This is a genomic window from Treponema brennaborense DSM 12168 (assembly GCF_000212415.1).
Taxonomy (GTDB): Bacteria; Spirochaetota; Spirochaetia; order Treponematales; family Treponemataceae; genus Treponema_F; species Treponema_F brennaborense.
The window spans coordinates 2,116,291-2,140,429 of sequence record NC_015500.1 but is presented as its reverse complement, the minus strand read 5'-3'; the positions used below and the strand labels follow the sequence as shown (position 1 = coordinate 2,140,429).

Below are 24,139 nucleotides of genomic sequence, written 5' to 3'. Positions count from 1 at the left end.
CGTTACCGGCTGCGTTTCTCAGGAGGTGAGCAGAAAATGCCCGCACCGCTTTCGGAAAAAGAACGCGCGGAAATAAAACGACGCTTGACGGATGCCGCCGAATCATGTTTGAAGACGACCGGAATACGAAAGACTTCGGTCGACGAATTAACCCGCCGCGCCGGCATTGCGAAGGGAACGTTTTATCTGTTTTATCCGTCGAAGGAACTGCTTTTTTTCGACGTTATAAACGCTTTTCATGAAACGGCGGAACGGCTGCTCGCGGCGCGACTGAAAGAAGTCGCTTACCTTGACGCCCGCCGCACTTTATATTCCGTGGCGCCGTCCGTGCTTGCCGATATTTTTACCGATTTATTCCGGTTTGCAGACGGATCGTTCATGCCAGAACTTATCAGAAACGGCGAACTTGAATATCTGATGAGAAAACTGCCGGATGAAGCGGTAGCCGCGCATCATGCTGCCGACGCGGCTATGTTTGAACGGCTTACAGCGGTTTTGCCGGACGGTATGGGCAAAAAACATACCGCCGAGGTCGTCAGCGCCGCATTTCGGCTGCTGTTTTTGACGTTGCTTCACAAACGGGAAATCGGTGAAGCCGTTTATTTCGACGCCGTCGGTCTTTTGCTGAACGGTTTGATAAAGGAGCTGTAAGCACATATTATGGAAGATTCCGAGATGATTTCAGTAAAGCACGTCGATTTCAGTTATGAACGGAAGTCTCGCGTGTTCGGCGGTTCTCCGTTCATTCAGGACGTGTCGTTCCGGGTCGGTACCGGTGAAATATTCGGCTTTTTGGGACCGTCCGGCGCGGGAAAAAGTACTTTACAGAAAATCATGACCGGTATCCTCACCGGGTACACCGGGTCCGTACGGGTGGCGAATCTTGATCCGGTGAAAGGCGGTGAATTGTATCATCGCATCGGCGTCGACTTCGAGTTTCCCTCTCTATACGAAAAGCTGACGGCGCGGGAAAATCTGCAATTTTTTGCATCCCTGTATGCAACCGGCGGCCGAAAACGGTGTGCTGCCGCGATGAACGGACGGATAGCGCTGCTGCTTGAAGGAGTCGGGCTGACCGCCGATGCGGACAAAACGGTCGGTGCGTTTTCCAAAGGTATGAAAAGCCGGCTCAATTTCATAAAAGCGCTCGTACACGATCCGGACGTACTGTTTTTAGACGAACCGACGAGCGGTCTTGATCCGGCGAACGCTGCCGCAATGAAATCGCAGATTCTGGAACTGAAGCGGTGCGGAAAAACGATCATTTTGACGACGCACAATATGTACGATGCAGCCGAATTGTGCGATCGGGTCGCTTTTATCGTAAACGGACGAATCAAGGCGCTCGACACGCCGCACAATCTGATCATGAGGCGCGGCGGAAGTACGATAACGTATTCCTGGCTGGAATCTGCTGCGGACGGTACGCGGACGGAATACTCGGCCGTCTGTCCGCTCGGCTCTGTTTCACAGGATGTGCGACTTGTGCAGCTTATTGCGGAAAACCGTATCGCGTCTATCCACAGCGGCGAACCGACGTTGAACGACGTTTTTGTCGAAGTAACGGGAACGGCGCTCGTATGACGGGATTCCGCACTCTTTTCATCGGCGACGTCCGTTTTCAGATTCGCTACGGATTTTACGTATTGTACGCGTTTTTTACCCTTCTATATACGGCTATCGTCGCCGCTTTACCCGAGTCGTGGCGATACGAGGCGGCCGTCGTCTGTATTTTCAGTGATCCGGCAACGCTCGGTCTTTTCTTTATGGGAGCGGTGATTTTGTTCGAGAAAAGTCAGCGTGTACTCGATTCGATTAACGTCGCTCCGGTGAGCAAAACGGCGTACGTTGCGGCGAAGGTCTGCTCTTTTGCCGTCGTGTCGCTTGCGGTCGGTTTTGCGATCGGACTCGCTTCCGGCGCGGTACGGAACGCCGTGACTTTCGCAGCGGGCTTGTTGCTTTCTTCATCTTTGTTTACGTTTGCCGCACTGTGTGTCGCGTCCCGCTGCGGCAGTTTAAACGCGTTCGTGCTGGGAACGGTTCCCGTTGAAATTGCCGGAACCGTTCCCGGAATACTGTATCAGTTCGGCATCGCCGTTCAAGTCCTTCAGTATCATCCGTCCGCCGCCGTAATCGATCTGCTTCGGAATTGCAACGCGTACGGGGAAACGCTCGGTATCGGCGGCGTCGGCCTGCGGGTCGCCGTGCTCCTCGTTTGGAACGTGCTGTCGTTTTTTGCCGCGCGTCACTTCGTTCGGCGGATGTTTTCGGAATTGGGGGGAGTAAGACTTTGAACGCCAAAATATACGCCGTACGGGTGTCGTTCCGTATGTTCGTAAAGCAAATCGCCGGGGACGCCATGCTTGCCGTTGTCTTTGCCGCGCCTTTTTTGGCGGGGAGCGTGTTCCGGTTTTTGGTTCCGTTTCTGGCGGAACGGTTCGCTTTTACGCCCCGTATCGCGCCGTTTTATCAGTTGTTCGATGTATTTTTATGCATTTTGACACCGTATATGTGTTGTTTCGCATCGGCAATGATTATGCTCGGTGAACTCGACGATCATGTGACTTCGGCGTTTTTCGTTTCACCGCTGGGGCGCGACGGGTATCTCGTGTCCCGGCTGTTCATACCGACGTTGATAGGCGCCGCCGGTACGGTGCTGATTTTCAGCCTGTTTCATTTAACGCCGGCATCGCTCGGTACGCGCGTAACGCTCGCGCTGCTGACCGCGTGCTCTGCTTGTATTTCGGCACTGCTGACGGTAGCGTTCGCCCGAAATCGGGTAGAAGGGATGGCGCTGGCAAAATTGTCGGGCATTATGATGCTGGGAGCACTCGTTCCCTACGTATTGAACGGGCGCGCTTCTCTTTATTTTGCATTTTTACCGCCGCTGTGGATTTCCCGGTTCATGCAAAGCGGACACGCGTCGGATGCACTCGCGTGTCTGGCGGTGAGTGCGGTATGGATGAGCGTGTTGTATCGTTCGTTTATGCGGAGATGGCGCTGATTGGCTGGCGGCGGAAAGCCGGCTAAGGACAATCGAGCGGGAATGTCAGAGGGATCATCCTCTGATTATTCCTCAAGTTCCGGTATGCGCAGTTTCAATGCATCCAAAAATTGGTCACCGGTGATACCTTCGCGCAGGCAGACAAAAATGCAATTGTCCTTGCCTGCAACGGTACCGAGAATTTCATCCATGGCCATCGCGTCGAGCGCGGCGGAAACGACGTCCGCGTGTCCGGAATACGTTTTGATGACGACGAGATTTCCCGAAAAATCGATCGAAATGTATCCGCGCAGAAAATCCTGAACGAGCGTCTGCTCGGATTCCTGCCGTTCGTCTTCTCCGGGCAGGGTATACACATATCCGTTGTGCCCGTCCGAAAGTTTTCCGACTTTCAGCAATTTGAGATCGCGTGAAAGGGTTGCCTGCGTAACTTCAAACCCTTCTTTTTGAAGATATCCTAAAAGCGCTTCTTGGGACTCTATTCTGTATGATTTTATTAATTTGCGTATAATTTTAAGCCGCGATAACCGCTCTTTCACTGATCGCCTCTGTGGAATATTTATGTATTAAATATGTATAAAGATTCAGATTTTGTCAAGGCGCGGCCGTCCGATTCTCTGCGTTTTCGACCGGCGGAAAGTCCCGGCGCCCGGCTGCCGTCGGTGCCGGTATGCACCGTATACCGAAAATTTCGTATAAAATACTAGTTAATCGTACTGCTGCTTGCTATTTGCGGATATAAAGTTGACAACGTGGAGATTATCATATAAGATAATCTAGTTTAATACTGGTTAATCTCTTTATCAGCGGGGATTAATACAAGTCCGTACTCTGTTTCGGCGAGGCGGATTTGGTTTAGCGTCTCGTCGTCTATGCGTATTTATTATGCATTGCTGCGGCGGAGCTATAGCCCGTATACCAGATTAAAACTCCCGAACATGAAAAATAAAGAATGCCTCGTAAAAACTTCTGCAGAGAGCAATGTTGCTGAAAAATCCTGTTTTCACTCGGATACCGTAACCGATAGCGTTGTCCTGTCTGCGTATACAACCAGTTCCAAACGCATAGCCCGCAATACGCTGATGTTGTATTTCCGCCAGATACTGATCATGCTGGTAAGCCTGTATACGGTTCGAGTGATTCTGCATACGCTGGGGGCAGAAGACTACGGGATCTATAATGTAGTGGCGGGTGTTGTCGTCCTGTTTTCATTTGTAAATAATGCGATGGCAACCGGTACTCAGCGGTTTCTCAATTTTGAATTAGGCAGAAAAAACGCGGAAGCGGCAAAAAAGGTATACAGTATCAGTCTGCTGATCCATACGGGTATATCAGTCGTGTTTATCATTCTTGCTGAAACGGCAGGATTATGGTTCGTAAGCAGTAAACTGAATATTCCCGCCGTGCGCCGTGATGCGGCTGTATGGGTATATCAGTTTACCGTGCTGACGACAGTGGTAAATATCTTTCGGGTACCATATCATGCGGTGATCATTGCGTATGAGAAAATGTCTTTTTTTGCTAAGATCAGCATACTTGAGGCTTTTCTAAAGCTCGGTATTGTGTTTTTGCTTACCGTGTCGCATTCTGATAAATTGATTTCTTATTCACTGCTACTGTGCGGAGTGTCATTCATAATTCTTATCGTATACAAAATATACTGTAACAAACATTTTGAAATTGCACACTTTGCTGTACCGAAAGAAAAAGGTGTTGCCGGCGAACTTGTTTCATTTTCAGGGTGGAGCCTGCTGGGAGCTGTTGCAAATGTAAGTAATTCGCAAGGGACGAATATAGTTCTGAATATGTTTACGAATGTTACGGTGAATGCTGCAATGGGAATAGCGAATCAGGTAAACAGCGCAGTATACAGCTTTGTAGTCAATTTTCAGACGGCGTTCAATCCGCAAATTGTAAAAAGTTATGCTGCTGGGGAAAGAGAAAAATTTAACAGTTTTGTATTTCGTACATCGAAAATTTCATTTTTGCTTTTGTGGATGATTGTGCTGCCGTTATCTTTGAATCTTGAGGGGATTCTGACAGTATGGTTAAAAAATGTTCCAGTATATTCAATGGGGTTTGTTCAGCTGATTTTAATTTATTCATTGATAGATGCGTTGAACGGTTCTCTATGGGTTGCTGTTCAGGCACGGGGAAAGATAAAAACTTATCAGATAATTGTAAGTATTCTGATTTTTGCAAACCTTCCGGCTTCAATCATTGCATTCAGATTTGGGGCAAGTACGTATTCAATTTTAATCATAAGAATTTTTCTTGCAGTTATTGTAACAATCTTTAGAATTTTGTATCTCAAAAAAAATATGAGTTTTAAAGCGTTTTCTTTTCTGCGTGATGTGATATTTAGATGCGTCTGCATTGCATTATTGAGTTTTTTTATCGTAAGAGTCTGTGTTTCTGGTCTTGATGGACCTAGCTACTTTTTCATTTCCTGCTTATTAAGCGTTGTGTTTTGCGGAGTTTTTTCATTTTTCATCGGCCTAAAAAAAGAAGAGAGAAAAGTGGTTTTACGTTTTCTTAAAACTAAATTGGGAAGAAAAAGGTGAATGTTTCAACAGTAGAAAAGAATAAATGCTTTGGATGCGGTTCGTGTTTTCAAGCCTGTCCTAAAAATGCAATTAGGATGGAAGCTGATTCAGAAGGTTTTTTATTTCCGAAAGTTGATGAAGAAAAATGCATTGACTGCGGATTATGTGTAAAAAAATGTCCATCACTATCGCCTGTTAATATAGAGAAAGATTTTGTTCAGGAATGTTATTCTGCAGTTTATCTAGCTGATGATGTTTGCAAAAATTCTGCTTCCGGTGGAGCTTTTGCATCTTTTGCGATAAACACTCTTAAAGATGTCGGAGTAGTTTTTGGGTGTGCTTACGATGACGACCTTAATGCAATACATGTGAAAATTGATTCATTGAAAGAACTTTCGAAATTACAAGGCTCAAAATATGTTTCGTCTGATACAAAAAATACATTTATCGAAACAAAAGAAATTTTAGATTCCGGAAAAAAAGTCCTGTATTCAGGTCGTCCGTGTCAGATAACCGGACTTCTGAAGTTTCTCGGTAGGCAGTATGACAATCTTGTTACGGTTGATTTAGTCTGCCACGGGGTTCCAAGCCAGTTGCTTTTTTCAAAATATCTTGAGTGGCTCGGAACGAAAATCGGCGGAAAAATCATTTACTACAGTTTTCGGGATAAAGATGCAGGCGGCTGGAGCTGCGGCGGAAAATTTAAGACTAAGACTAAGACTAAGACTATGGAAGCTTCGTGTGATCCTTATTATGCAAGTTTTCTTCGGGGAGAAACATATCGACTTTCGTGTTATGAGTGTCCGTTTGCAAATGCGGAAAGAATAGGCGATTTATCTATATGTGATTTCTGGGGAGTGGAGAAGTTTTATCCGGAAATTGACACTTCGAAAGGAGTGTCTGGGATTATTGTGAATTCTGGGAAAGGGAAAAAACTTTTAGAGAAATGTGCAGATTCTTTTTCAATAAAGGAAATATCTCTTGAAGAACTGAAAAAACAGAATACAAATCTGAACCATCCGACACCGATGCCGGAAAAAAGAAAAACTGTTTATAAGGATTCTCTTGCGGGCGGAAAGTTTACTGCGAACGGCATAAAGTACGCTTCATCTTTAGAATTTTATTTAAGACAGACAGCTTTAAAATATATGCCAAAGAAACTGAAAAAAATCATTAAAACCGTTTTAGGAGAGAAGTGAAATGAAGAAAAATTTTTCCTTCGGAAAAAATCAGCTGGAATTATTACATATTTGGATACTCTAAATAATTACGGAAGCATTCTGCAAAATTATGCGATTCAAAAATTCTTAAATAACTTCGGCTTATATACCAAGAATGAGATTAATTCCAAAAAAATTAAAGTAAATGCATGGATAACGCTTTTTCATGCAAAAATAAGGTATAGATATGAAAATAGGTATCCTATCAATGCAAAAAGTTATTAATTACGGTTCTTTTTTACAGGCTTATGGATTACGGAAACTTGTAAGATCTTTGTGCGCTTGCGAAGTTGATTTTGTTGATATTATTGATGGCAGAGAACTTGAAGTAAATAAACTTTCAAAAAATCAAAAAGTTTTAAGTATTTTAAAAAGTGTAAAAGATGGGTTGTTTTTTGAAAAACTGAACTCACGATTTTATATGAAAAAAATTGAACATCAGTTTTCAAAAGATTTTTTTCATATTTTAGAATTAAATGAAGAGAATAATTCTAAGCATTTTTCGAGTGTAATTATAGGAAGTGATGAAGTTTTTCATTGTTGTCAAAATGCAAAATGGGGATTCAGTACACAGCTTTTAGGCAATGTAAAAAATGCCGATAATGTGTTTTCGTATGCAGCTTCTTTTGGTGCTACGACATATGATGATATTATAAAAAATGGAATTCTAAATGAGGTTAAAGGAAATTTATCGAAATTAAGTTCAATTTCTGTTCGAGATGAAAATTCAAAATTTATAATTCAAAAAATATTAGGAAAAACTGTAGAATCACATTTAGACCCTGTTTTAATAAGTGATTTTGAGAACGAGATTAATTTATCACCTGATGTAAAAATAAGAGAAAAGTTTTTAATTGTTTATTCATATGCTGGAAGAATAACTGAAAAAAAAGAAGTAGGTAATATAAAAGAATTTGCAAAAAAAAAGGAATTGAAAATTTATACTATTTTTTGCAGATATAATTGGGCTGATAAATGTATTATTCCTGAAAGTCCTTTCCAGTTATTAAAAATTTTTAGATTAGCAGAATATGTTGTTTCAGATACTTTCCACGGAACGATTTTTTCTATTATTTCTCACAGAAAGTTTTGCACATTAATTAGAAAGTCAAACAAGGAAAAAATGACAAGTTTATTAAAAAGCTTCAATTTAGAAGAACACGCTGTTTTTGATGCTGATGAGTTGAAAGAAAAAATTGAATTAGAAATAGATCATAAAGTTATAGATACAATTCGTGAAGCTGAAAAACAAAGAAGCTTAGCATACATAGAAAGTAATGTGAGATGATGGAGTATGAAAAAAATAGCGATTGTCATCGGAAATATAAGCACTGGAGCAGGCACTGAAAGAGCTGTTACAAATCTGGCGAATATGCTTGCGGAATCTAAAGAATATAATGCAACGATTATAAGTCTTTACTCTAAAACAATAGACGAACCTTATTATAATTTGGCAGATAGCGTTTCAGTTATTCATTTGTCGCTTAATAAAACCTCTAAGTTAAAAAGAGCAAAGTCATATATAAAATTTATACAATTAACTAAAAAAATTGTGAAAGAAAAAAAGTTGGATTATATTCTTGGAACGACACATGCATTGAATTGTTTAATGTATTTTACAGGGAAGATAGTAAAAAAGATTGCATGTGAACATATGAATTATGACGCATGTCCTTGGATAAGTACAAAAATTAGAAAACTAATTTACCCAAAACTTGACGCCGTAGTTCTTCTTACAAATGCCGATGCTTCTCATTATACATTCATTGCAGACAAAAAAAGATTTGTTATTCCAAATTCACTTTCATTTTTCACAGAAAAAAGTGCAGATTATAATTTAAAAAGAGTTATTGCCGTAGGAAGGCTTACTGAACAAAAAGGTTTTGATATTTTAATTCAAATGTCGCAACGATTAAAAGAACATATACCTGAGTGGCATATAGATATTTTTGGAGAAGGCGAAGAAAAAGAAGAACTTGACAGTTTAATTTCTTCACTTGAAGTGAATGATTTTATAAAAATCAATGCGCCGACAAAAGACATTCAGAAAGAACTTTTGAATTCAAGCATTTACGTTATGACTTCCCGCTGGGAAGGTCTGCCGATGATTTTACTTGAGTCAAAGGCGTGCGGTTTGCCGATTATAAGTTTTGATTGTCCAGAAGGTCCTGCAGATGTTATAGAAGATGGTGTCGATGGTTACTTAGTTGAATTTGGAAATGAAGAGGTTTTTATAAATAGATTAATTAGTCTTTGCAAGGACAATGCTGCACGAGCTGAGTTTGGAAAACTTGCGAGACTGAATTCAGCAAAATTCAGTTCTGAAAGTATTTATAAAAGGTGGAATAACCTGTTTATAACACTGATGATAGAGGAGCTATAGAATTTTGATTTATATTGTGTCTTCCGTCTACGGATTGTTTTTTACAACTTTTATGCTTCTTGATAATAAAAAAGAGTTTTTATTTCCTCATAAACAATATCTTGTTTTGGACAACGGAAAAAAAATCTTGTTTTCAAGAGGTACTTCCTATTTCCCATTTCTAATTTTCCTGCTAGGAACACTTTTGTTCGCTTCATCGTTTCAGTATATAGACACCTCTAATGCAGGACGTTGGGGAACGAATGATTTGCCTCGTTATTATTTTTCGTTTAATGATGCAGATAGATATTCCTTTTCTGATTTTTTTATAAGCAATATGCAGGAACCTCTGTATCTGCTGTGCGTCTGGATTTTCAGAAGGATTTTAAAATCATTTTCTTTATTTCTGGTGTTTGTCTACACCTTTCATTTTATCGCGCTGAAAAATATTTTGAATTGCTTTAAAATTCCTTTTGCATTTTTTTCGATATTGGCAATATATTCTTTATGCTTTACGACAGTCATTGTTTCGTTTTGTGTTTTGAGAATGGGGATTGCCGTTTCGTGGTCTTATTATTTTTATATTTTTTTGAGACAGAAGAAATTCGGAAAAAGTTTTGTGACTATGCTTGTGGCAATCGGTTTTCATTTTTCTGCTGTCTTCCTAGTTTTTCCGTTGGTGTTATATAAATTGTTTCGACAGAAATCCATCAAAAGTATTTTATATTTCTTTGCTGTGACATTTCTTGTGGAGTTCGCATTTGCCTTGTTGATACCTTTTTTTGTTCCATTTTTATCATCAAGATATGTTACATATATAAGCACGAATGACAATGCTATTGCGGTTAGTACATATTTTTCCACATTTTTGATAGTTATTCTTATGCTGATTCAAAGACAAAAATTTGAGGATGAAAGGAACAAACTACTTTTTATAATTGTCCTGTCGGTTTTGTATATACTTCCGCTTCAGCGTGTTCTTTCGATTTTTTATCGGCTTATTTTCTTCACTTATTGCAGTACCGCTTTCGCTCTTATAGAAATTGTCAGTATATATAAAAAAAGTGGAAGCGAAATTCTGTATCTGGGTGCGTCTGCTTTTTCTGTACTGTATGTGCTGCTGTTTTTGAATTCATTTTTCTGTAATGCATTGAAAAGCTATGGATTGTTGAATTATTCGATACCGTATTTTTATTGAAATAATTACGAATTTGAAATAATAAAATCAGATTTAAATAGAATCTGCAAGCCGTCAGTTTGTAATTTTTTTAATGAATATTATTTTTGAACTGACCCTGAATTTTAGAAGAAGCAAATCTCCTGCTGTTGCACCTCTGGGGAAAGGAAATACAAAAACATTCATTGTTAAATAACACGAAATCCTGAATTCAAACAAAGAAAGTCAGTTAGAAAAAAATTCAGGTGACATCTATGTTATTGACTCAGAGGGAGGGTGGAGCAAACTCTGTTGTTTACAGGGATGTTCCTGATAATATGCTGTATCTACAAAATGGTGAGATGAAAAAAATTGAACGATAAAAAACTGTTTCTGAGGATAGAAATTTATTTATATGTATAACAATATTCCTATCATTTATGACGACATAATCTATTCCTTGCAAAAATCTGGCGGAGGTTCTGTTTATTGGACAGAGCTTATAAAGCGAATTAAAGAGAATGTTGTGCACTATGCTTATGATTCAGCAAGAAATAACTTTTTTTTTAATGAATCGGATCTACCGAATTTACATATTTGTTCTTCATCTCTTTTAGCAATAAAACGATATTTAAATCTAAAATTAAAAAACAGAAAAGAAATGTTTATTTTCCATTCAAGTTTATATCGATTATGTAAGAATAAAAAGGCAATAAATATAACGACTGTTCATGATTTTACATATGAATATTACCGTAAAGATTTGAAAGCAAATTTGCATAAAATGCAAAAAAAATATGCAGTAATGCATAGTAATGGTGTTATTTGCATTTCTGAGAATACAAAAAAAGATTTGTTGAAATATTACCCTAAGTTTAAAGGGAAAATAAAAGTTATACACAACGGATATGCAACGGATACTTATTTTTACAAATCTAGTATAAAAAAGACAAAGAATATTTTATTTGTTGGTGCAAGAACAGACTATAAAAGATTTGATTTTACCGTAGGGATTGTGAGCGAACTGAATGATTGTAATTTTATAATTATTGGCGGTGGAAATTTAACGCAGAGTGAAGAGGTTTTACTGAATACAAAACTCACAGGGCGGTATGAGAAAAAACATTATATTTCAGATGAAGAGCTTTGTGAGTTATACAATTCAGCTTTTTTCCTTTGTTATCCAAGCGAATATGAAGGCTTTGGAATACCGGTAATAGAAGCTCAAGCGTGTGGTTGTCCTGTTGTTTCTCAGGCTAAATCGAGTATTCCTGAGATTGCAGGAGATACGGTTGTTTATATTGATTCTGATAATTTTAATAAATCTGTAGAAAATGTACGGAAATTATATGATAGCGAATATTATTCAGAAATACAGAAAAAGGGACTGGAAAATGTAAAACGATTCTCATGGGATAAAAGTGTATCCGAAGTAAAGTCATTTTATGAATCTCACAAAAGAATTTAAGGTGTGCGAGTTCATCTACTTAACTAATAGTTGTTGCACACATTACTAACTGCATTATAAATGCTTAAAGGCAATCACAGTTATTTTATGAAAACTCTTCTAATCAACGCCACCGCCGCCCGCTCCTCCGGTGCACTAACAATCCTAAAAGACTTCCTGTCCTATGTGTACAAAAGCGAAGAAACAAAATACCACCTGCATTTACTCACGACAACAGAAGGTATTTTCCATAATTCGGCAAACGTCACGGTGCATGAGCTTCCCATCCAAAACTGGAGTACACGTCTTTTGTGGGACAGAAGCGGCTTTCAAAAATGGTGCGAGCAAGAAAGCATAATACCGGATATTGTGGTTTCTTTCCAAAACACATGCCCTCATTTAACCGGCGCGTACCGCGATGTGAAGTTGCTGGTGTATTACCACCAGCCACTTCCATTGGTTAAATACCAATGGAAGTGGCATCGCTCTGACGAGCGTAAGTTGTTTATGTATGCGCATTTCTACCGTTTCTTTGTAAACCGCTGGAACAGGAACGCACAGTACGCGGTTCAGCTGCCGTCAGTAAAGGATTTATTCTGCAGGAAATTTGCCAATATCCCGCCGGAACGAGTACACGTTGTCCGACCTAATCTGCCGTGTATTGACACAGCGGTCGTTCCTTACAAGACGATTAGTAATAGCAGCAAAGTCTTCCTTTTTCCGGCAACACCGCTAAGATATAAAAATCACGCAGTCATCTTGGATGCCCTGAAGATATTAAAAAATGAAGCACCCGAAGCAGTTGAAAAACTACAAGTTATTTTTACGGTATCATCCGAAAGTTTTGTTGCTCAAACTGTTTTTTCGATGGGGCTTGGTTCGGCTGTTTCGTGCATCGGAAGTATCTCTTATGAAGATCTGCTTTCATACTATAAAAGTTGCGATGCACTACTATTCCCTTCTAAAATAGAGACGTTCGGACTGCCGCTTGTAGAAGGCGCGATGTTCGGGCTGCCTGTAATTGCCGCTAGTTTGCCATATGCACGGGAAGTTCTTGCAGATTATAGAGATGCAGTATTTGCGGATGCCGATGACCCTGCTGAATGGGCGGAGGACATAAGACAGCTGGTCGTAGGGACAAAGCAAATTCATACCCCATTGCAGGGCAATGCTATAAATACTTGGAGTGATTTTATGGGTATCGCGGAAGAAATGACAGGTACAGAAGTACATTGCTGTATTGAACGCCATGCAAAGCTATGTCGGGAAATGCCTTGACAAAATATAACATATTCTGTTATGTTTTGTACAATATGCAGCCCATGAACCAATTGACTGAGGTTTTAGAACATTGTGCGGACAAAACGCATTGCCTTTTTTCCGAGGATGATTTTTATCCGCTTTTTCCGGGAATTACCGTACAGAATCTTAGGATGCTGCTTTCCCGGGCTTCTAAAAACGGCGTTTTAGAACGAGTCTGCAAAGGCGTTTATCTTTACCCGAAAGCGGAATACGATTCGTCGTTAATTCTTTTTAAAGTCGCGTCTAAAGTCCGTGCAGGCTGTTGGAATTATGTCAGCCTTGAAACCGTCCTTTCGGAATGCGGAATCATCTCTCAAATGCCCATGGGCTGGATTACCATAATGACGACAGGAAGGCGGGGCGTAATCGGCTGCGGACGTTTCGGTTCCGTCGAGTTCATTCATACTGAAAAACAGCCGGAAAAAACAATGCCGGAACTGCACCTTGACCGGACTACCGGAATGTTTTGGGCAAGTCCCGAGCTTGCGCTTCGGGACATGAAGAACGCGCGGCGGCCGCTGGATTTAGCTGATACGAACCTTGCTAGGCAGGTAACACCGGTAAAAGGAGCCGTCTTTGACAGCATTTGATACGCTGGTCGAAAATGTCGTTTCAGAAAAAGCCGAATACCCTGCCCTGCGTAATGTAATAGAAAAGGAACTTTTACATCAGGACATTTTAAGGACGATGAGCGCAACCGGAATCCTTAAGAATTTGACATTTATGGGCGGTACTTGCCTTAGGGACTGCTATGGTTCGCCCCGGCTAAGTGAAGATTTGGATTTTACCGGCGGATTCGATTTTTCAAAAGACGATATGCAAAGCTTGGGCGATTCAATCTGCCGGGCGATTCAAAGAAAGTATTCGCTTTCGGTTACCGTGACGGAACCTGTCAAGGATTTCGGGAATACGGACACATGGAAAATAAAGGTGATTACACGGCCGGAAAAGCCTGATTTTCCTGCACAAAAAATAAACATCGACATCTGCCGTCTTCCAAGCCATGACCGGAAGCCTTCTATGCTGAAAAATATGTATGGCGTAGACATGGGAACGGACGGCATACTGCTTTACGCAGAAAGCTTGCAGGAAATTCTGTGTGATAAGCTTATTGCATTTGCCCGGCGTCCCAACCGTGTAAAGAACCGGGATTTATGGGATATCCACTGGATTACACAGAAAAACATCGATGTCAAAAACGAACTTCTTTTAGAAAAACTTTCGGACAGGCAAATACCCGAAGCGGAGTTTAAAAATCAGTACAAAGAGCGCATTGCTTCAATTCAACAAGGTCAGAAGGACTTTTTGTTTGAAATGCGCCGTTTCCTTTTACCGTCAGCGTTCAGTACACAGTTCACATCGGAAATATGGTGGCAGTACTTGCTGGGTTTGCTGGAAGAACTTGCAATACGTTAGCCTTGAATGGAACTGCGCAAAGACTGACGGCAAAGAATAAAGTCTCGTACATTTAAACAATGATTCGTTTTTAACAGATCGTAATAGAAATTAAAGTAATCTTCTCTTTTCAAATTTAATTTTTCTCAATTTACATAGTTTTCAATAATTTTCTCGAGGTATAAATTTATGTCAGTTTTCACAAATAAAACCCTGCTCATCACGGGTGGCACCGGCTCGTTCGGCAACGCAGTACTCCGCCGCTTCCTTGATTCCGACATCAAGGAAATCCGCATATTCAGCCGAGACGAAAAGAAGCAGGACGATATGCGGCATGCTTTACAAAGTCTGAAAGTAAAGTTTTACATCGGGGATGTTCGGAATAAAAGTTCTGTTGATATTGCGATGAAAGGTGTCGATTATGTTTTCTCCGCAGCGGCACTGAAGCAAGTTCCGTCCTGCGAATTCTTTCCAATGGAAGCTGTGCGGACAAACATTGAAGGAACAAACAATGTGCTTGAATCAGCCATCGAGCATGAAGTAAAGAACGTTGTCGTGCTTTCCACCGACAAAGCTGCCTATCCGATAAACGCCATGGGAATGAGCAAAGCGCTCATGGAAAAAGTTGCAGTCGCAAAAGGCCGCGAACTTGGTGACAACGCAAAGACGACAATCTGCTGCACCCGTTACGGGAATGTCATGGCAAGTCGGGGTTCTGTAATCCCGCTCTGGGTTGACCAGATGGAAGATGGAAAACCGGTAACGATTACAGACCCGAACATGACACGCTTCATGATGACACTTGACGATGCTGTTGATTTAGTCATTTACGCATTTACAAACGGACATAACGGCGACCTGTTCGTCCAGAAAGCACCTGCTGCGACGCTTGAAACACTTGCTGAAGCATTAAAGCAAACATATTCCAGAATCGACAAAAAATATGCTGATACAGAAGTCAAAGTTATCGGCAGAGTTATACTCAAAAGTTGTGGATGAGTTAAATTAAAAATAGAAAAAGAGACTGAGATTTGTTAAAGTTTAATGACCAAACCAAACAAAAACAAAGGACAGTCTCTTATGGAAAATATTTTACAGTGGAATTTGGAAAAAAGCACTACAGCAAGTGCAGATTTTTTTGAAAATCTTGTCCGGGAATCGGCAAGAAAGATGCTCGCGGCGGCATTGGAAAGCGAAGTTGACCAGTTCATCCAGAAACATCAGCATAAGCTGGATGCAGACGGACATAGGACGGTGGTCAGAAACGGCTATATGCCGGAACGTGAAATTCAGGCGACATGCGGAACAATCAAAGTCCGCCAGCCTCGCATTGACGACCGTGCTCTTCCTGGTCCAGAGCGTTTTACAAGTGCGATTCTTCCCAGGTTCATGCGGAAAACACCGACACTTGAGAACGTGATTCCAACGCTGTACCTGAAAGGAATCTCCACAAACAAGTTTCAGGATGCGCTAACGGCGATTTTCGGAGAAGGCGCGAAAGGCTTTTCTCCGGCAACAATAACAAGACTCAAGGAGGTCTGGCGGAAAGAATATAACGAATGGGCACACAGAAGGCTTGACGGAAAAGAATACGTATATGTGTGGGCTGACGGTGTCTACTGCAATGCCCGGCTTGATGACCAGAAACTCTGTCTCCTTGTAATAATTGGAGTTACAGTAGACGGAAAGAAGGAGCTTGTGGCAGTTCATCAGGGAGTGCGTGAAAGTGAGGAATCCTGGCTTGAGGTTCTGCGCGACTTGAAATTCCGCGGACTTACGGCAGCTCCAAAACTTGCAATATGTGACGGAGCGCTTGGATTTCAAAATGCAGTGGATAAAGTCTGGGGTCAGATGAAAATCCAGCGATGCTGGTTTCACAAGACGGGCAATGTGCTGGACAAAATGCCGGACTGCGTTCAGCCGGCGGCTAAAAAGAAACTTCAGGATATTTTTCTTGCAGACACAAAACAGCACGCACAGGATGCCTATCGGCATTTCATTGATACGTATGAGCTGAAATATCCGAAAGCAACGGAGTGCCTTGCAAAAGATTACGATGACCTGTTCAGGTTCTATGATTATCCGGCAGAGCACTGGGTTCATATCAGGACTTCAAACCCGATTGAATCGATGTTCGCAACGGTAAGGCTAAGGCACAGGTCAACTAAAGGAAATGGTTCTGCGGATGCCACGCTCGCAATGGTGTTTAAGCTCTGCAAGGAAGCTGAAAAGAACTGGAGACGGCTCAAAGGTTTTGAAAAGCTCCAGCTGGTCAAAGAAGATAAAACTTTTGTAGATGGAATCTTACAGATTGCAGCCTAAACAAATCCCAGGATTTTTCATCCACAACATTTGACAATTTCTCTTATCGGCACCCGCCATGGTGAAAAACTGTATGAAACGTTAGTCACCCGCGAGGAAATGGTTCGTGCAATTGACATGGGCAACTATTTCAGGATTCCTTGCGATACGCGCGACTTAAATTATGATAAGTTCTTTACAAAAGGAAATGAGGATGTTGCCAGAATCGAAGACTATCATAGCCATAATACACGCCGTCTTAATATTGACGGAATGAAGGAACTTCTTTTAAAACTCCGATTTATTCAGGAAGATTTAGGACTAAAGCCAAAAGCCAAGGCAAAGGAAATTAGAAGTGAATAAAAAAAAGCTTTTAATTCTAGGGGCTACGGGTATGGCAGGTCATGTTGCATACTTGCACTTAAGTGAAACTGGTAAATACGAGTTGGCAACAGTATGCCATTCTGGTAAAATCGGAACAAATAGTTATGAACTAGATGTTTATGACACTCAAAAACTGACAAAGATTATCACAGTAGAAAAACCTGATTATGTAATCAATTGTATCGGCATACTAATTAAAGGTTCAAAAACAAATCCAGCAAATGCGATATATGTCAATGCCTATTTTCCTCACCTGCTGTCCAAAATTGTCCATGAGAAGTTGCCCAGCACAAAAGTAATACATATAAGTACAGACTGTGTTTTTTCGGGTAATAAAGGAAACTATAAAGATAATGATGTTAAAGATGCCTTGGATATTTACGGAATGACTAAGAATCTTGGCGAGCTTATAAATGAACAGGATCTCACGCTTCGAACTTCGATTATAGGACCTGAGTTAAAGAAAAATGGTGAAGGATTGATGCATTGGATTTTTTCCCAAATGCAAAACAAAGAATTAAATGGTTATACAAAATCGATTTGGGCTGGAATTACTACATATGAGTTGGCAAAAGTAATAGATTATTCCATCGGAGAGAACATTACAGGTCTTTATCAAGTTTCAAATAATACTAGTATAACAAAGCATGACTTAGTATCAATGATAGTGCAAGAGTATGGTCTGCCTATTAAAGTAAATGAGGTAGGTGGTGTTGTTTCTAATAAATCGATTGAAAACTCCTCTCGGACTAATTGCAATTATTCAGTATCAAGCTATGATAAAATGATAAAAGAAATGCATTCTTTTATGAATCAACATAGAGAATTATATACTCAATATTTGGGGGAATAGACTAAAATGAAATTATCTACAATACATAAACTAAAAGTAATGATAGTTATGGGAACTCGCCCTGAAATAATCAAGTTATCATCGGTAATAAAGAAGTGTGACAAATACTTTGATTTAAAAATCATACATACAGGGCAAAACTATGACTACGAGCTTAATAAAGTCTTTTTTGAAGATTTACAATTACGCGAACCGGATTTTTATCTGAATGTAGTCGGTGAAAATCTAGGACAAACGATGGGAAATGTAATTGCAAAGTCCTATGAACTTTTTTCAGCAGAACAGCCGGATGCAGTACTAGTATTAGGTGACACAAACTCATGCCTTTGTGTAATTGCTGCCAAACGTCTAAAGATTCCGATTTTCCACTTGGAAGCAGGAAACCGTTGTAAAGATGAAAACCTGCCGGAAGAAGTCATCCGTCGTATCGTTGACGTAACAAGTGACGTAAACTTATGCTATTCAGAAAATGCCCGCCGATATATTTTTGATACCGGAGTAAAACCGGAATATACCTATGTTGTCGGTTCCCCGATGGCGGAAGTATTGAATGGTTGTATTGATAGAATCAGTTCAAGCAGTATTCTTTCAGAATTGAACCTTGAAGCAAATAAGTACATTCTTCTTTCTGCTCACCGTGAAGAAAATATAGATATGGAATCAAACTTTTTGGCACTGATGAATGCAGTTAACGCGATGGCAGAGAACTATGATATGCCGGTATTGTACTCCTGCCACCCGCGTTCAAGGAAAATGATAGAAAAACGTGGCTTCAAATTCGATAAGCGCGTGATTCAGCACCAGCCGCTCGGTTTCTTTGATTACAATAAGCTTCAGCAAAATGCCTTTTGCGTAGTTTCTGACAGTGGAACAATTCCAGAGGAAGGCTCATACTTCAATTTTCCAGCTGTTTCCATTCGGACCAGTACTGAACGACCAGAAGCTATGGAAAAAGGCGTCTTTACTATAGGAAGCATCACAAAAGAACAGGTGCTACAAGCTGTGGACTTGGCAGTTTCGATGCACGCTAACGGCGACGACGGGTTGTCCGTCCCGTCTTACACCGACGAGAACGTCTCCACAAAAGTTGTAAAGATTATTCAAAGTTACGTCGGCATCGTAAACAAAATGGTGTGGAGAAAAACTTGATTCTTGATACAAAATTCTTAGACGAATTAACTGAAAAAGCAAAACGAAACCATCGGCTCAGAATGAACTATAATCTCCATGATTCTATGGACTCTAAGGCTCAGCGTCTTTTTAATGGTCTGGAGCCAGAAACAATTCTGCCAATTCATAGGCATGTTGATACGGCGGAAACATATATTCTAATCCGAGGGCGTCTTATCGTTACGTTGATTGATGATGATAAAAATGTGATGGAAGTAGCTGAATTGGATTTATCAAAAGGAAAATTTGGTGTTCACATTCCTAAAAATACTTGGCATAAAATTGAAGTAAAAGAAAGCGGTACCGTTATTTTTGAGGTCAAAGACGGTCCTTATACTCCTTTAACGCCAGAAAATATTTTGTAATTAATTCTTATCTTATCAATATAAACATTTCTTAAAAAAAATTCTTGTCATTGCTGCTTTTCAGCAATGACATTTTTTTTGATTCCATTATTCAATTTAATAAATTTCTTTTATTTTAGCAGGTATTATGAAAATTTGCATATTTACAAACCATTTTTATCCAGAAGATTTCAAAATCAATGACATAGCCTTTGAGCTTGTCAAGAAAGGCTATGATGTAACGATCATAACTGCAGTTCCCGATTATCCCCAAGGAAAATTTTTTGACGGTTATAGTTGGCATAAAAGAAATAGAGAAAATGTGAATGGCTGTCATGTTATTCGGCTTCCAATACTTTCTCGTGGGAAGGGAGAAGCTAAAAGACTTGCGTTACAGTACCTTTCGTACTATATATCTTCATCCGTGTTTACTTTTTTTCACAAATTCTTTCACAACTATGATGCGGTTTTTGTTCATTTAACATCACCTTTTTTTATTGGAATACCTGCAACAAAGTTGAAAAAGTATCAAAAGATTCCAATGATTTTCTGGACGCTTGACTTGTGGCCGGAATCAATTACCGCAGCTGCAGGAATTGCAAATCCTCTTATTTTAAAGTTTCTTACAAAGCAGGTTCAGTATGTTTACAATAATGCTGATAAAATTCTGATAGGTTCAAAGGGATTTGAAAAATCAATTCTTGAAAAGGGAAAATATAAGGAAAAGCTCGTTTATTTTCCTAACTGGTGTGAGTCAGCAACTCTTCCAGAAGATATTGAAAGGTACAAACATATTGAACCGTTCTCTTCTTTTTCAGACAAAGAGTTCGTTGTGCTATTTGCAGGAAATATTGGTGAATCTCAAAATCTTGACTGTGTACTTGATGCAGCTATAGAAATATCAAAACAAAAACCAGAAATAAAGTTCATATTTTTGGGTGATGGCAGGGCAAGAGTGCATCTTGTTCAGAGAGCTACAAGTAGTGCAATTATTAATAAGACGGTCTTTTTTCCTGGAAGATTTCCGCTTGAATCAATGCCATATTTTATGAGTAGAGCATCAATACTACTTGTAAGTTTAAAAGATGAATTAATATTTAATTTAACAATTCCTTCTAAAGTTCAATTCTATATGGCACAGGAAAAGCCAATACTGGCAATGCTTAACGGTGACGGAGCAGATTTGATTAATGAAGCAAAATGCGGTTTTACAGTTTCTGCAAATGACAAAATTGCATTTGTTAAGGAGTTATTCAAGATATCTATGATGCCAAAAGAAAAACTTTTGCAGATGGGAAAAAATGGAAAAAATTATTATGAACAAAGTTTTAGGAAAGAACAGAGAATCGAGCAACTGGAAGAGATCTTGAGATAAGTAAATATCATAGTTATTGTGATATTGCTCTTATTGCATTATATCGGTCTATGTATAGCCATGGTGTTTCTTCAAAAATATATAACAATATGACGGCAGGAAAACCTGTTTTATTTCTAGGGCCAAAAGATATCAAAATCTACAATGGAGTCATAAATAATAATATTGGCTTTGTTTTTAACTTTGATGAAAAAAACAAAACGATTGATTTTTTTAAATGTCTTTATCAGATAAAAAAATGTTCAAACTGAAAAGTTGAGCAGCTAAATAAAGGGTATTTGATGTTTATTCAATAGAGGAGCAAATAATATTGCAATAACAATAATTGATGGTTTCGGTTTTATAGGAACGCCGTACAAATTCCATCGCCGTCTACGGTTTTGTACCGGTGGAAACTGGTGAGAGCGGAAAAATCAATTATTCAATGATTACGAACGCATGAAATATCTTGCCGAAGAAAAATATCGTGAGTGGTTCAAAAAAGATTTCGCGAATTCCGTAGATTGCGGGTGGAAAGTTCCAGATGGTCGGTAAGGGAACGAATCGCAAGAGCATGAACCATGTTGAGTACATGGCGGCGTTCATCGAATATCTAGGTGTGCATGACAACCTTCCGGACTGTGAGTTTCTGAACGGAAACTCGGGAAACAACATCAAGAAAACAGATTTTTTTTTGCCGGTAAAGCTTGAGAACAGACTGAAAGCCACGATTGAGTATGAGTTTGTTCATAAAACTGAGGAACACGTGTTTTTGTGTGAATAAGCTAAGCTGCATGAATCAAGCAGGTCGCCTGTTTTATCTTTCCCTGTAAGCAAGCTCCTGCACGGTTTCCAGCGGTAATTCCGTTGCAGCGGCGATCTGCTCCGGCGTAAGCACTCCCATAGACAAAAGGTTGCCGGCTGTAGCGTATTTTTCTTTCTCCATGCCCCGTGTTTCACCTTTAGCAATACCGCTCGATTCGCCTGCTGCAAAACCGAGGGATTCGCCCTCGGCAAAGCCTTCCTTACGGATGCGTTTGATTTCTATCTCGTACTTCATGAACGCCCCCTTGGCGGCACCGTCGGTTTTCAGCTTGAACACCCGCTCGGCAAAGCTCTTCGCCGTCTCCGTGTCCGTTCCGCCTTCCGCTATGTAGTGTAACATGGCCGCCGTTTCAGAATCAAGCTCGTTTTCATACGCTGAGGCATTATAGACGACGGCAAACCGTTCGTCCCGAACGTCGAGCGCAGTGTGCTCGTCGCAGACGGTCCTGAGCGTGTAGCGCGGCAGCCCTTCGCCGAACGGATCCTTCGTGCAGATGAACAGGACGTACAGCTTTTTCAGGTCGTCGTAATCGGCGCCCCTCTGTGCGGTACCGATGTCGATGGAGCTTTGATAATAGCGGATCCGTTTGAACAGGTTCGGCTCGGAGGTCGTCTGCATCTCGACGTTGACGATTTCACCGGTGGTTTCGAGCAGCACGTCGAGGCGGACGCTTTTGGAGCCGGGGGCGGCGGCGAGCGTTTCCTGAGTGTTGACGTAGGTGATTTCTTTTGCGTCCAGCTTGAGCAGTGTGCGCAGAAGGAGGCGGCACAGTTCGGTGTCGTGAAGCATCGAGTAGGCGAAGAAGAAGTCGTTCGTGATGGTAACGTCTTCCCAGCGGGGAAAATCTGCGTTCATGGTCTCTCCTGTATAAAGCCGCTCCGAGCGGAATTTACGATAACCGGGCAGCGTTGGCCAAAGACGGTTGCTGGTGGTGAGGGCTGCGTCTCAGCGTATATGACGCGCCGTATACAATGCGCTGCCGCGCTGCTCACTCGGCATATATATTATGGGCGAAAATGAAGCGAATTTGCCTCGGATTGGCCGCATCGGCTGATTTTTCAGGAAAAAATTAAAAATCGTTCTATAAAATATGCAGTGGCTGCACTGCCGGAGTTCGGGCGTGAAGCAGCGGTTTGATATCGCTGAATTTTTATTAGAGAGATGGAACGCCCCGTATTCGTCGTTGTGTTCTGGGGCAGCGATAATATCCGTATCGGCCGTATTTTTTTATGCGGAAAACTTTCAGTGGGAAACTTTCAGCGGAAAACTTTCAAAAGAAGCGCGATTTCCGTATAAATTGCCGCGTTAGCGCAGCCCCCATACTTGTCATGGCGTCCTGCGCAGTTACCGTGCCGGTTCAGCTTTCCGGCAAAAAAGTATGACGTCGGTCGTAACGGAACCGTCTTTTTCCGCATAGGGGATATGGCGGGCGCTGATGATCGAAAAGCCCGTTTTTTCAAGCAGCCGGCGGACGTCGTGTTCCCGATGATAGTGGATCTGCATCGGTTCATCGGGCCAGAACGACGCGCTTTCCATCCGGACGCCGGATCCTTCCATAAAACTGAGGTACACGACGCCGTTCGGTGCCAGTGCGCGGAACGTTGCGGCAAAACTCGCTTCGGCCTGTTCCGGCGTCAGATACGGAAGGCCGAACGCGTTTACCGCGGCGTCAAAGCCCGCCTTTGCCCTGATTTGGTGCTGCTGTCGGCCGCAATCTGCATTCACGTTTACTTCCGTGCCGAATCCGTCGGCAACCGTAAAATCGATGATCGACTGTTTGAAAAAGCGCGCTTCGGGCAGATTTTTGCACGCCAGTTCCAGCATCCCGTCGGATAAATCTATCCCCGTTATTTTGAGCGGGAGCGGTGCGTACGAAGTTATTTTCTTCGATGCGTTTGCCGGTCCGCAGGCAAGATCGAGCAGGCTGCCGCCCGGCGGAATCAGATGTGCAAAATCGCGGTATGCGTCGTCGTAATTTGCAAGCGCTGCGATTTTCGCTTCAAACGCGGCGGCAGCGTGCGTGTACGTTTCAACCGTCCATTCGTTCATCGGCTGGGCGCCGAACGAACGGTAAAACCGAATACTCGGCGTGTTCCAGTTCAGGCAGCTCCATTCAAGCCGACCGCAGCCGCGCTCCACGGTGAGTGCCGCCAGTTTCTGCAGGAGCGCCTTACCGTATCCTTTGCCGCGGAACGCTTCTTTAACGAACAGATCTTCCAGATAGATTCCCGCTCTTCCCAAAAATGTCGAAAAATTATGAAAAAATAACGCGAATCCTACCGTCGTACCTTCCGCTTCCGCAAAAATGACTTCCGCCTTCCGCCTGTCAAAAATCCATTCCGTTAACAACGCCTCATCCGCAACGATTTGCGTTTCAAGCTGCTCATATACGGCGAGTTCTTTTATAAAAGAGAGAATCAGCGGTATATCCTGTTTCCGTGCGAACCGGAACGAAACGATCGTATCCATTGTATA

The 24,139-nt window shown here is 41.4% G+C and carries 23 protein-coding genes; 20 read left to right on the top strand and 3 right to left on the bottom strand.

Annotated elements, in window-relative coordinates:
- The first annotated feature begins 36 nt into the window (after positions 1 to 36).
- From TREBR_RS09395 to TREBR_RS09380, 4 genes are read left to right on the top strand one after another with little or no spacing between them, the layout of a single operon-like run.
- Positions 37 to 651, top strand: coding sequence for a TetR/AcrR family transcriptional regulator (locus TREBR_RS09395; protein WP_013758942.1), 615 nt, complete (start codon positions 37 to 39; stop codon positions 649 to 651).
- Positions 652 to 660: 9 nt separating this feature from the next.
- Positions 661 to 1,584: an ABC transporter ATP-binding protein gene (locus TREBR_RS09390; RefSeq protein WP_013758941.1), complete on the top strand. Its 924-nt coding sequence runs from the start codon at positions 661 to 663 to the stop codon at positions 1,582 to 1,584.
- Complete coding sequence (locus TREBR_RS09385; RefSeq protein WP_013758940.1) at positions 1,581 to 2,294, top strand: fluoroquinolone export ABC transporter permease subunit; 714 nt, start codon at positions 1,581 to 1,583, stop codon at positions 2,292 to 2,294. Before TREBR_RS09390 ends, TREBR_RS09385 begins: the two co-directional genes overlap by 4 nt.
- Entirely contained in the window at positions 2,291 to 3,004 is a 714-nt protein-coding gene (locus TREBR_RS09380; protein WP_013758939.1) for a hypothetical protein, read from the top strand. The genes TREBR_RS09385 and TREBR_RS09380 overlap by 4 nt, the downstream gene beginning before the upstream one ends.
- Before the next feature lie 65 nt (positions 3,005 to 3,069).
- On the opposite strand, the gene TREBR_RS09375 is transcribed toward TREBR_RS09380, so the two are convergent.
- Positions 3,070 to 3,543: an arginine repressor gene (locus TREBR_RS09375; RefSeq protein WP_013758938.1), complete on the bottom strand. Its 474-nt coding sequence runs from the start codon at positions 3,541 to 3,543 to the stop codon at positions 3,070 to 3,072.
- A 399-nt stretch (positions 3,544 to 3,942) separates the two neighbouring features.
- Here TREBR_RS09375 and TREBR_RS09370 point away from each other — a divergent pair, with 399 nt between their 5' ends.
- The 16 genes from TREBR_RS09370 to TREBR_RS09295 all read left to right on the top strand — a co-directional run bounded on the left by TREBR_RS09370 (position 3,943) and on the right by TREBR_RS09295 (position 20,859).
- Complete coding sequence (locus TREBR_RS09370; RefSeq protein WP_052296177.1) at positions 3,943 to 5,568, top strand: lipopolysaccharide biosynthesis protein; 1,626 nt, start codon at positions 3,943 to 3,945, stop codon at positions 5,566 to 5,568.
- Complete coding sequence (locus tag TREBR_RS09365) at positions 5,565 to 6,749, top strand: Coenzyme F420 hydrogenase/dehydrogenase, beta subunit C-terminal domain (protein ID WP_013758936.1); 1,185 nt, start codon at positions 5,565 to 5,567, stop codon at positions 6,747 to 6,749. Before TREBR_RS09370 ends, TREBR_RS09365 begins: the two co-directional genes overlap by 4 nt.
- Before the next feature lie 208 nt (positions 6,750 to 6,957).
- Positions 6,958 to 8,058 carry a polysaccharide pyruvyl transferase family protein gene (locus TREBR_RS09360; protein WP_013758935.1) on the top strand — a complete coding sequence of 367 codons (1,101 nt, stop codon included), beginning with the start codon at positions 6,958 to 6,960 and terminating at the stop codon, positions 8,056 to 8,058.
- 6 nt (positions 8,059 to 8,064) lie between these two features.
- Entirely contained in the window at positions 8,065 to 9,153 is a 1,089-nt protein-coding gene (locus tag TREBR_RS13760; RefSeq protein WP_013758934.1) for a glycosyltransferase family 4 protein, read from the top strand.
- A gap of 52 nt (positions 9,154 to 9,205) precedes the next feature.
- The gene (locus tag TREBR_RS09350) at positions 9,206 to 10,330 is read left to right on the top strand and encodes an EpsG family protein (RefSeq protein ID WP_041610406.1); all 1,125 of its coding nucleotides are present in this window, start codon (positions 9,206 to 9,208) and stop codon (positions 10,328 to 10,330) included.
- Between the two features lie 418 nt (positions 10,331 to 10,748).
- On the top strand, positions 10,749 to 11,756 hold the full coding sequence (locus TREBR_RS09345) for a glycosyltransferase family 4 protein (protein ID WP_169310635.1): 1,008 nt from the start codon (positions 10,749 to 10,751) through the stop codon (positions 11,754 to 11,756).
- Between the two features lie 87 nt (positions 11,757 to 11,843).
- Positions 11,844 to 13,013, top strand: coding sequence for a glycosyltransferase (locus tag TREBR_RS09340; RefSeq protein ID WP_013758931.1), 1,170 nt, complete (start codon positions 11,844 to 11,846; stop codon positions 13,011 to 13,013).
- Positions 13,014 to 13,057: 44 nt separating this feature from the next.
- Positions 13,058 to 13,627, top strand: coding sequence for a type IV toxin-antitoxin system AbiEi family antitoxin (abiEi, locus tag TREBR_RS09335; RefSeq protein WP_245523710.1), 570 nt, complete (start codon positions 13,058 to 13,060; stop codon positions 13,625 to 13,627).
- Positions 13,614 to 14,453 (top strand): nucleotidyl transferase AbiEii/AbiGii toxin family protein, encoded by an 840-nt coding sequence (locus tag TREBR_RS09330; RefSeq protein ID WP_013758929.1) that lies wholly within the window; start codon positions 13,614 to 13,616, stop codon positions 14,451 to 14,453. The genes abiEi and TREBR_RS09330 overlap by 14 nt, the downstream gene beginning before the upstream one ends.
- A 168-nt stretch (positions 14,454 to 14,621) precedes the next feature.
- Positions 14,622 to 15,431 carry a polysaccharide biosynthesis protein gene (locus TREBR_RS09325; protein ID WP_281054864.1) on the top strand — a complete coding sequence of 270 codons (810 nt, stop codon included), beginning with the start codon at positions 14,622 to 14,624 and terminating at the stop codon, positions 15,429 to 15,431.
- Between the two features lie 81 nt (positions 15,432 to 15,512).
- Entirely contained in the window at positions 15,513 to 16,754 is a 1,242-nt protein-coding gene (locus TREBR_RS09320; protein ID WP_013758161.1) for an IS256 family transposase, read from the top strand.
- Between the two features lie 30 nt (positions 16,755 to 16,784).
- Entirely contained in the window at positions 16,785 to 17,096 is a 312-nt protein-coding gene (locus TREBR_RS09315; protein ID WP_041610405.1) for a polysaccharide biosynthesis protein, read from the top strand.
- Positions 17,089 to 17,970, top strand: coding sequence for a dTDP-4-dehydrorhamnose reductase family protein (locus tag TREBR_RS09310; protein WP_013758928.1), 882 nt, complete (start codon positions 17,089 to 17,091; stop codon positions 17,968 to 17,970). Before TREBR_RS09315 ends, TREBR_RS09310 begins: the two co-directional genes overlap by 8 nt.
- A 6-nt stretch (positions 17,971 to 17,976) precedes the next feature.
- On the top strand, positions 17,977 to 19,119 hold the full coding sequence (gene wecB / locus TREBR_RS09305; RefSeq protein WP_013758927.1) for a non-hydrolyzing UDP-N-acetylglucosamine 2-epimerase: 1,143 nt from the start codon (positions 17,977 to 17,979) through the stop codon (positions 19,117 to 19,119).
- A complete protein-coding gene (locus TREBR_RS09300; protein ID WP_013758926.1) occupies positions 19,116 to 19,505 on the top strand; it encodes a WbuC family cupin fold metalloprotein in 390 nt (129 codons plus the stop codon). Before wecB ends, TREBR_RS09300 begins: the two co-directional genes overlap by 4 nt.
- Positions 19,506 to 19,632: 127 nt before the next feature.
- A complete protein-coding gene (locus TREBR_RS09295; RefSeq protein ID WP_013758925.1) occupies positions 19,633 to 20,859 on the top strand; it encodes a glycosyltransferase family 4 protein in 1,227 nt (408 codons plus the stop codon).
- Between the two features lie 796 nt (positions 20,860 to 21,655).
- Here the strand turns inward: TREBR_RS09295 and TREBR_RS13755 are convergent.
- Positions 21,656 to 22,519 carry an Rpn family recombination-promoting nuclease/putative transposase gene (locus TREBR_RS13755; protein WP_013758923.1) on the bottom strand — a complete coding sequence of 288 codons (864 nt, stop codon included), beginning with the start codon at positions 22,517 to 22,519 and terminating at the stop codon, positions 21,656 to 21,658.
- A gap of 489 nt (positions 22,520 to 23,008) precedes the next feature.
- A complete protein-coding gene (locus TREBR_RS14425; protein ID WP_013758922.1) occupies positions 23,009 to 24,133 on the bottom strand; it encodes a bifunctional GNAT family N-acetyltransferase/class I SAM-dependent methyltransferase in 1,125 nt (374 codons plus the stop codon).
- Between the last annotated feature and the right edge of the window lie 6 nt (positions 24,134 to 24,139).